Here is a 7,648-nt window from a genome sequence, read left to right on the forward strand (position 1 = left end):
TGTCTTTTAAAATTTCAAATTTAGCGAAAGTAGGAAATTAGTTCCTGCCTGAGGGAAGTAAAAGTTTTCGGTAGTTGTTCCCCATGGATAGATTGAGCTGTAAGTATAGCCGTTACTTTCGTATTTTTTATTGAAAATGTTGTTGGCTAATAAGCCGATATTGATGTTTTTAATGCCTTTTAAGCTAAAATCATAACCTATTCTGGCATTGTTTACCCAATAAGCATCTAGCTTGCGGCTATCATTTTGCGTATTGTCCATAAATTGTTTGCTCACATATTTGCTCTGGAAAGCAACAGCAAGGCCCGATAACGGTTTGTATACCAACTCGCCGAAAAGGACTGTATTTGGTGAGAAAGAGATATCTGGATTTGCATAAGTGGTTGCCTGAACATTGATCAGATCAAAATTGGCATCGTATTCTGAAACGTAATCAATATAGTTTTTGATCTTGTTTCTGCTTAATGCAGCATTGGCATTTACTGCAAATTTAGAACTGATGATGTATGAACCATCTAATTCAATCCCGATTCTTGAGCTTTTATCTACATTCTGACGGTAAGGATCGCCACCATCGTTAACCTCTCCTGTAAAAATCAACTGATCTTTATAGAACATACCATATACATTAATGCCAACATTGAAATCGCTGTTTTTAATGCGGTATCCAGCTTCAATATTGTTTAGATTTTCTGCTTTTGGTACTGCTAATCCTGTTTTTAGATTGGTAAAGTCATCGCGGTTAGGTTCTTTATTCGCTACACTAAATGACGCATATATATTACTTTGTTCGTTTACGAAGTAAGTAGCACCAAATTTAGGGTTAAAGAAATTGTAGTTGTTGTGGAAATCTAATGGGTTACGATTTTTGTCTAATCCAGTGATATCGTATTTTACGTTTCTGTATTGTAAGTCGGCAAATAAGCTCAGTTGACTTATCGGACTGTAGTTTACTTTAGCATAGGTATTGAAATCATCTTTATTTCCTTTGCCATCGTAATAATGATAGTCATTTGTGGCTGTTGAGGCATACTGGGCCCAAATAACTTGACCAAAATGCTTACCTCTGTATTGATTGTATGCTCCACCCAGGGTGAAGTTTAAATCGGACTTTGGATTATAGTTAAACGCATAAGTTACTCCGTAAAAGTCATTGTCTAACCAACGGCGACGAATAAGGTCTGTTTTAGCAACGTCGGTGCCACCTGCATTTGCATTAGGTAAGCCATACTTACCAAACTTTTGTTGGTTTTTGTACTCTTCATAATAGCCTTTACCTTCGGTATAATGCAGGGCTCCATTAAATGAAAACTGTTCGTTAAACTGTTTCGCATATAATGCCTGGTAATGATTTTGTGCGTAATTGTCGTTTTGATCTTTGTAGGTAAACTGGTTGTATTTCCTGTTGTCAGAATTAAATAGATTATCACGGTCGGCGTCTGTGTAATACAAATAATCTTTATTGTTGTCGTAATGGGTTTGTAGGCCGACTAAATCGCCTCTTAGTTTTGCCTCAGGAACACCGCTCCAGGCTTGGTAGGTCTTTTCTGTACCGCCAAATACATTTATCCTTAATAAATCTGTTTTCCCATGGTAAGCACCAGATAAGAAGAATGATTTCAGATCAGCAGCACTACGGTCTACAAAGCCATCAGATTTGATGCGTGATAAACGGCCGTCAAAGCTCCATTTGTTGTCAATTAAGCCAGTACCAATTTTAACGGTGTTTTTTAAGGTGTTAAATGAGCCGTAGGTATTGTTTAACTCTGCATATGCGTTTTCTGAAGGTGCTGCTGTTTGGATGTTTAAACTTCCACCAAAAGCACCGGCACCGTTGGTAGAGGTACCTACGCCGCGTTGGATCTGGATGTTATCTACAGAGGAAGCAAAGTCGGGCATGTTTACCCAAAATATTCCCTGGCTTTCGCCATCGTTGTAAGGAATGCCGTTGATGGTTACATTTACCCTACTGGCATCACTACCTCTAACTCTAATTCCGGTATAGCCTACGCCTGCACCTGCATCAGAAGTGACTACAACGCCAGGTGTGTTGTTTAAAATAAAAGGAAGATCCTGGCCAAAGTTGTTTCGCTCAATTTCGGCTTTGTCGATGTTTTTGTAGGTGGCGGCCGATTTCTCGTTGGCACGCGTAGCCCTAACAATTACCTCATCGGCCAAAAATGCGCTTAAGATCAAGGTAAAGTCTACAACTTCATCACTACTCAACTTTATGGTTTTCTCTATTGTTTGGTAGCCAATATAACTGGTGCTAAGGGTGTAATTCCCTGCTTTTAGATTGCTGAACCGATATTTGCCTTGTGCATCAGTAGTCATTCCTGTAGCCTTATTTTTAAGTCGTACAGAGGCTCCTGAAAGTGTGTTTGATTTTTCGGATACTGTTCCCGAAATACTGAATTGAGCTTTTGCCAGAACCGGCAACAGCAACATCGCCATCACGGCAATTTTTAATGTTTTCAATTTTTGATTTTTTAGTTAAACCGCTGCAAGTAAGGGGTACTTACAGCCCAGTTAAACTCCATAACTCCAATCCCTACGCCGGCATTATCCGGATCAGGTGCATATATCTGCGTACAGATATAATGGGTATGCTCTCAGCCTGTTTTTGTGTTTTTTACAAAACAAGGCACCCCCTTTTGATGGAACAAAGGTACTTGCTTATTTTGTGAATACCAAGAAAGGGGATTTTGTTAGTGATTGGATAAAAAGCGGTCGACAGCAGCAATTGCATTGTGTAGCCTGTTTTCGGTTCCGTTTATCACATCGTAGTTTGCATTTAGGGCCTTCAGCTCATTGTGCCAAACCTGCATAAAATACTCACGCTTATTCGGAAAGTCACGTAGCGGGTCTTCCTGCCAAGGCAAATCAATATCCATCAATAGATATAGGTCGTAATGGTAATTGGGTAAGGCATCTAACACCAATCTCGGCGTTTCTCCAAATACCTCATCACTCCATATTTTTACCGTTAAGAAGGTGGTATCGCAGAAAATCAAGTCTTTTTGAGCGATGGCCGTTATGGATTCCTCAAGTGCTACCTGTCCGTGAAACATATTGATTTCGTCCTGTAAGTTGCAGGGAGCGGTTAAAGCGGCACAATAATATCGGGCATATTCTGGTACCCATAGCGTGTGGTAATGCAATGCCAGTTGTGCTGTTATGGTAGACTTGCCAGTACTCTCGGGCCCAACAATAGCTATTCTTTTAATTTGCTTGTTCACGGTAAATCTTTCTCCAATCTAAATAACCAACTGATGCAATATAAACATACAGCGCGTACATCACCGCAGTCGCATATAGATCTTTTGAAATGTACATGCCCACATAAATGATATCAACAAATATCCATATCAACCAGTTTTGCATCACTTTTCGGGCCAGAAAAATCTGTGCCACTAAGCTGCAAGCGGTGCAAAAACTATCTAGATAAGGCAATGCAGCATCTGTATTTTTGTAAAGCAATTGCCCCAGTAGGAAGGTGAAAACGATGATGCTGACTATGGAAATTAATATTTCCTTTTGGGTGATATTTGCGACAGGTCTTGATGCTTCGGGGTTGTTTCTGTTTTTACTCCAATAATACCAGCCATAAATGTTCATGATAAAAAAGTAAAACTGCAGGCCCATGTCTGCATATAGCTTTGATTCGAAAAAAATAAAGATATAAATGACCACACTTACAATGGCTATTGGCCAGCTGTAAATGTTATTCTTGGCCGCAAGCCAAACACATAAGATTCCGGTAAATACGCCAAACCACTCTAATGCGCCTGTTTGAACAAAAAGTTGAGTGAAGCTATCCTTGAGTAATTCAATCATCGCCCAAAAGTACTAAACGTATTTACATAAAAAAATCCCGTAGGGGCGAAGGTTAGGGACGCAAGATTTATTTGAAACAATAGAAACGAACTATTTGTATGTAATTTAGCGTTAATAAGAAAATGGGCTAAAAGGAATATGACGATGAAAAGATTAAGTTTTTTAATGATAATAGGACTGGTGATTGGTTTGCTTGCCTTTACTTTTATTAAGACAGGTAAAATCCAAGGCCGTATTGCTCCGGCAGATGGCGCATCGCAGGTGTTAGCGGTATTGGGAACTGATACTTTAAGGGCTGAAATTAACAATGGTAATTTCGCATTTCCCGCTGTTAAAGTGGGGACTTATACCATTCAAGTAAAAGCGATTGCTCCGTACAAAGATACGTCTGTAGTAAATGTGCCTGTAATAGACAGTATAACTACTGATGTTGGCTTGGTCAAACTAAAGCAGGAATAAGCTTTAACACGTTATTAGGGGGGTATTTTAGCCTCCTTTTTTATTTATGATGCTTTTTTAAAAAATAGCTGATTTTTAATAGGTAAAACTGTAACTTTGCATCCCGACAGAAGAGTCGGAGCTTTAGACCCTATCTAAGGGAAATCTCTCGACTGTTCCAGTCTCTAAATTGCATTTTTTACCATATTATACATTAGACTTTTCAAAGCCTTATGCCTAAAGACACCTCCATACGCTCAGTACTAATTATCGGATCTGGACCTATTATCATTGGTCAAGCTTGCGAATTTGATTATTCGGGATCTCAAGCCGCCTTATCTTTAAAAGAGGAGGGGATTGAAGTTTCAATCATCAATTCTAATCCTGCAACCATCATGACCGACAAGGTGATTGGTGATCATGTTTACCTGTGGCCACTGACAGTAGATTCTATCGAGCAGATTTTACAAGAACGTAAAATTGATGCGGTATTACCTACCATGGGCGGACAAACCGCACTGAACCTTTGTATCGAAGCTTCTGAACGTGGAATTTGGGAGAAATATGGAGTTAGGGTAATCGGTGTAGATGTTGCTGCAATTGAGAAAACAGAAAACCGTGAAGCTTTCCGCCAGTTAATGGTTGATATAGGTGTAGGCGTAGCAACTTCAAAAATTGCAAATTCTTTCCTTGAAGGTAAAGAAGCAGCTCAGGAAATTGGTTATCCATTGGTAATCCGCCCTTCTTATACATTGGGTGGTTTTGGTGGCGGTTTCGTACACAAAAAAGAAGAATTTGACCAGGCTTTACAACGTGGGCTTGAAGCTTCTCCAACTCATGAGGTTTTGGTAGAACAAGCTGTTTTAGGTTGGAAAGAATACGAATTGGAGTTGTTAAGGGATAGTAATGACAATGTGATCATTATCTGTTCAATTGAAAACTTCGATCCAATGGGTATCCATACAGGAGATTCAATCACAGTAGCGCCGGCTATGACTATGTCTGACCGTTGTTACCAAGATATGCGTAACCAGGCTATCAAAATGATGCGCGCGATAGGAAACTTTGCTGGGGGATGTAATGTACAGTTTTCGGTTAATCCGGATAACGACGAGATCATTGCCATCGAGATTAACCCAAGGGTTTCCCGCTCTTCGGCATTGGCGAGTAAAGCTACAGGTTATCCGATCGCTAAAATAGCAGCTAAACTGGCTATAGGTTATAACCTGGATGAACTGGAAAACCAAATTACAAAAACTACATCTGCATATTTTGAGCCTACACTTGATTATGTGATTGTGAAAGTTCCTCGTTGGAACTTCGATAAATTTAAAGGAGCGAATATGGAGTTGGGCTTGCAGATGAAATCTGTAGGTGAAGTAATGGCCATCGGACGTACTTTTATTGAAGCAATACAAAAAGCTTGTCAGAGTTTGGAAATTGGCAGAGCTGGATTAGGTGCAGATGGTAAACATAGCCGCAGTATCGAAGAGATCATGCATGGTCTTGAGCATCCAAGCTGGAATCGTTTATTCCTGATTAAAGATGCCATGAGTATGGGTGTTCCATTAGAGTCAATCCGTAAAGTTACCCGTATTGATAAATGGTTCTTGTCACAAATACATGAATTGGTTCAGCTGGAAACAGAATTGAAACGTTATTCACTAAATAATATTCCTAAGGATTTCTTCTTTACCTTAAAGCAGAAAGGTTTCTCTGATATTCAGATCGCTTATCTTTTAGGAAATGTAACGGAGGATGAGGTTTATGAGCGCAGAAAGTCATTAGGCATCAAACGTGTTTATAAAATGGTTGATACTTGTGCTGCTGAGTTTGCTGCGCAAACACCATATTACTACTCAACTTTTGAGGAAGAGAATGAATCTCTCCGTTCCGATAAGAAGAAAGTAATTGTATTGGGCTCTGGTCCTAACCGTATCGGTCAGGGTATAGAGTTTGATTACTCTTGTGTACACGGCTTATTGGCGGCTAAAGAGAGTGGTTTTGAAGCCATCATGATTAACTGTAATCCTGAAACGGTATCTACAGACTTTAACATGGCTGATAAATTATACTTCGAACCGGTGTTCTGGGAGCATGTACGTGAAATTATCGAGTTGGAGAACCCAGTGGGTGTAATTGTTCAGTTGGGTGGTCAGACGGCCTTAAAAATGGCTGAGAAGTTGCAGGAGAACGGCATAAAGATCATAGGTACTTCATATAACGATATGGATGTTGCTGAAGACAGGGGACGTTTCTCTGATCTTTTAAAAGAATTGGAAATCCCTTACCCTAAATATGGTGTTGCAGAGAATGCTGAAGAAGCAATCGTTGTAGCAAATGAAGTAGGTTATCCAGTGCTGGTTAGACCAAGTTATGTGCTAGGTGGACAAGGGATGAGCATCGTGATCAACGATGAGGATCTTGAGAAAGCAGTAGTAAAATTACTAGGAGATTTACCTGGTAACCGTGTACTGATCGATCATTTCTTGGACAGAGCAGAAGAGACTGAGTCAGATTCGATCTGCGATGGCGAAGATGTTCACATTATCGGATTAATGGAGCATATTGAGCCGGCAGGCATCCACTCTGGAGACTCTTTCGCAGTATTGCCGCCATTCAGTTTATCTGAAAAGGTAATGAACGACATGGAGACTTACTCTAAAAAGATTGCCAGAGCATTAAATGTAATCGGGTTGTTAAACATTCAGTTTGCTGTTAAAGATGAGAAAGTATATGTAATTGAGGCCAATCCAAGAGCTTCAAGGACTGTTCCTTTCATTGCTAAGGCTTATGATGTTCCTTACATTAATATTGCCGCTAAAGTGATGCTGGGTGTGAATAAACTGAAAGACTTTACTATTGAGCGTAAACTTGAAGGTTACGCAATTAAAGAACCGGTATTCTCTTTCTATAAGTTCCCTGAGATAACTAAAGAATTAGGTCCGGAAATGAAGTCGACAGGTGAGGCCATCAGATTCATTAAAGATACTGAAGATCCTTACTTCAGAAAGCTTGTTAAAGATAAATCAATGTACCTATCTAAATAAAATTAAAAGGGCTGTATCGTGAGAGAGGGCACTGAAAAAGTCCTTTTAAATATTTGGAGTCCAAAAAGAGCAGAAGAACTATGGTTATCTGCTCTTTTTTTGTACCTTAAAAGTAGGTTTTAAAAGGTGCCCAATGTTAGCTCATCAACAAAAGATTCAATTCAGTGCCTACTCAGGATTGTATGATTTGATCATTCCCAAAGACAATTTACTTCGAAAGATCAACGATCTAATAGACTTCAGTTTCATTTATGATGAACTGCTCGAGAAGTACTGCCACACCAATGGACGTACTGCGGAGAGTCCGATCCGTATGTTTAAGT

5 protein-coding genes and 1 pseudogene are annotated in these 7,648 nt (G+C 39.6%); 3 read left to right on the top strand and 3 right to left on the bottom strand.

Annotated features, from left to right (window positions below; genetic code table 11):
• Positions 1-6 precede the first annotated feature (6 nt).
• The 3 genes from FBD94_RS19785 to pnuC all read right to left on the bottom strand — a co-directional run bounded on the left by FBD94_RS19785 (position 7) and on the right by pnuC (position 3,837).
• Complete coding sequence (locus tag FBD94_RS19785) at positions 7-2,454, bottom strand: TonB-dependent receptor (protein WP_136881486.1); 2,448 nt, start codon at positions 2,452-2,454, stop codon at positions 7-9.
• A 254-nt stretch (positions 2,455-2,708) separates the two neighbouring features.
• Positions 2,709-3,239: an AAA family ATPase gene (locus FBD94_RS19790; protein ID WP_136881474.1), complete on the bottom strand. Its 531-nt coding sequence runs from the start codon at positions 3,237-3,239 to the stop codon at positions 2,709-2,711.
• Positions 3,223-3,837 carry a nicotinamide riboside transporter PnuC gene (pnuC, locus tag FBD94_RS19795; protein WP_136881475.1) on the bottom strand — a complete coding sequence of 205 codons (615 nt, stop codon included), beginning with the start codon at positions 3,835-3,837 and terminating at the stop codon, positions 3,223-3,225. Before pnuC ends, FBD94_RS19790 begins: the two co-directional genes overlap by 17 nt.
• 144 nt (positions 3,838-3,981) lie before the next feature.
• On the opposite strand from pnuC, the gene FBD94_RS19800 reads away from it, so the two are divergent.
• The 3 genes and pseudogenes from FBD94_RS19800 to FBD94_RS19810 all read left to right on the top strand — a co-directional run.
• On the top strand, positions 3,982-4,296 hold the full coding sequence (locus tag FBD94_RS19800) for a peptidase associated/transthyretin-like domain-containing protein (protein WP_136881476.1): 315 nt from the start codon (positions 3,982-3,984) through the stop codon (positions 4,294-4,296).
• Positions 4,297-4,508: 212 nt separating this feature from the next.
• Positions 4,509-7,325, top strand: coding sequence for a carbamoyl-phosphate synthase large subunit (gene carB / locus FBD94_RS19805; RefSeq protein ID WP_131612169.1), 2,817 nt, complete (start codon positions 4,509-4,511; stop codon positions 7,323-7,325).
• Positions 7,326-7,458: 133 nt separating this feature from the next.
• Positions 7,459-7,648 (top strand): annotated as a pseudogene (locus tag FBD94_RS19810) (IS5/IS1182 family transposase); the annotation flags it as partial.

It is taken from the genome of Pedobacter hiemivivus, assembly GCF_005144565.1.
GTDB lineage: Bacteria > Bacteroidota > Bacteroidia > Sphingobacteriales > Sphingobacteriaceae > Pedobacter > Pedobacter hiemivivus.

Bases quoted from the DNA above. Each gene is read 5' to 3' on its own strand.
- FBD94_RS19785 (WP_136881486.1), bottom strand. From the start codon at position 2,454: ATGGCGATGTTGCTGTTGCCGGTTCTGGCAAAAGCTCAATTCAGTATT.
- pnuC (WP_136881475.1), bottom strand. From the start codon at position 3,837: ATGATTGAATTACTCAAGGATAGCTTCACTCAACTTTTTGTTCAAACA.
- FBD94_RS19800 (WP_136881476.1), top strand. From the start codon at position 3,982: ATGAAAAGATTAAGTTTTTTAATGATAATAGGACTGGTGATTGGTTTG.
- carB (WP_131612169.1), top strand. From the start codon at position 4,509: ATGCCTAAAGACACCTCCATACGCTCAGTACTAATTATCGGATCTGGA.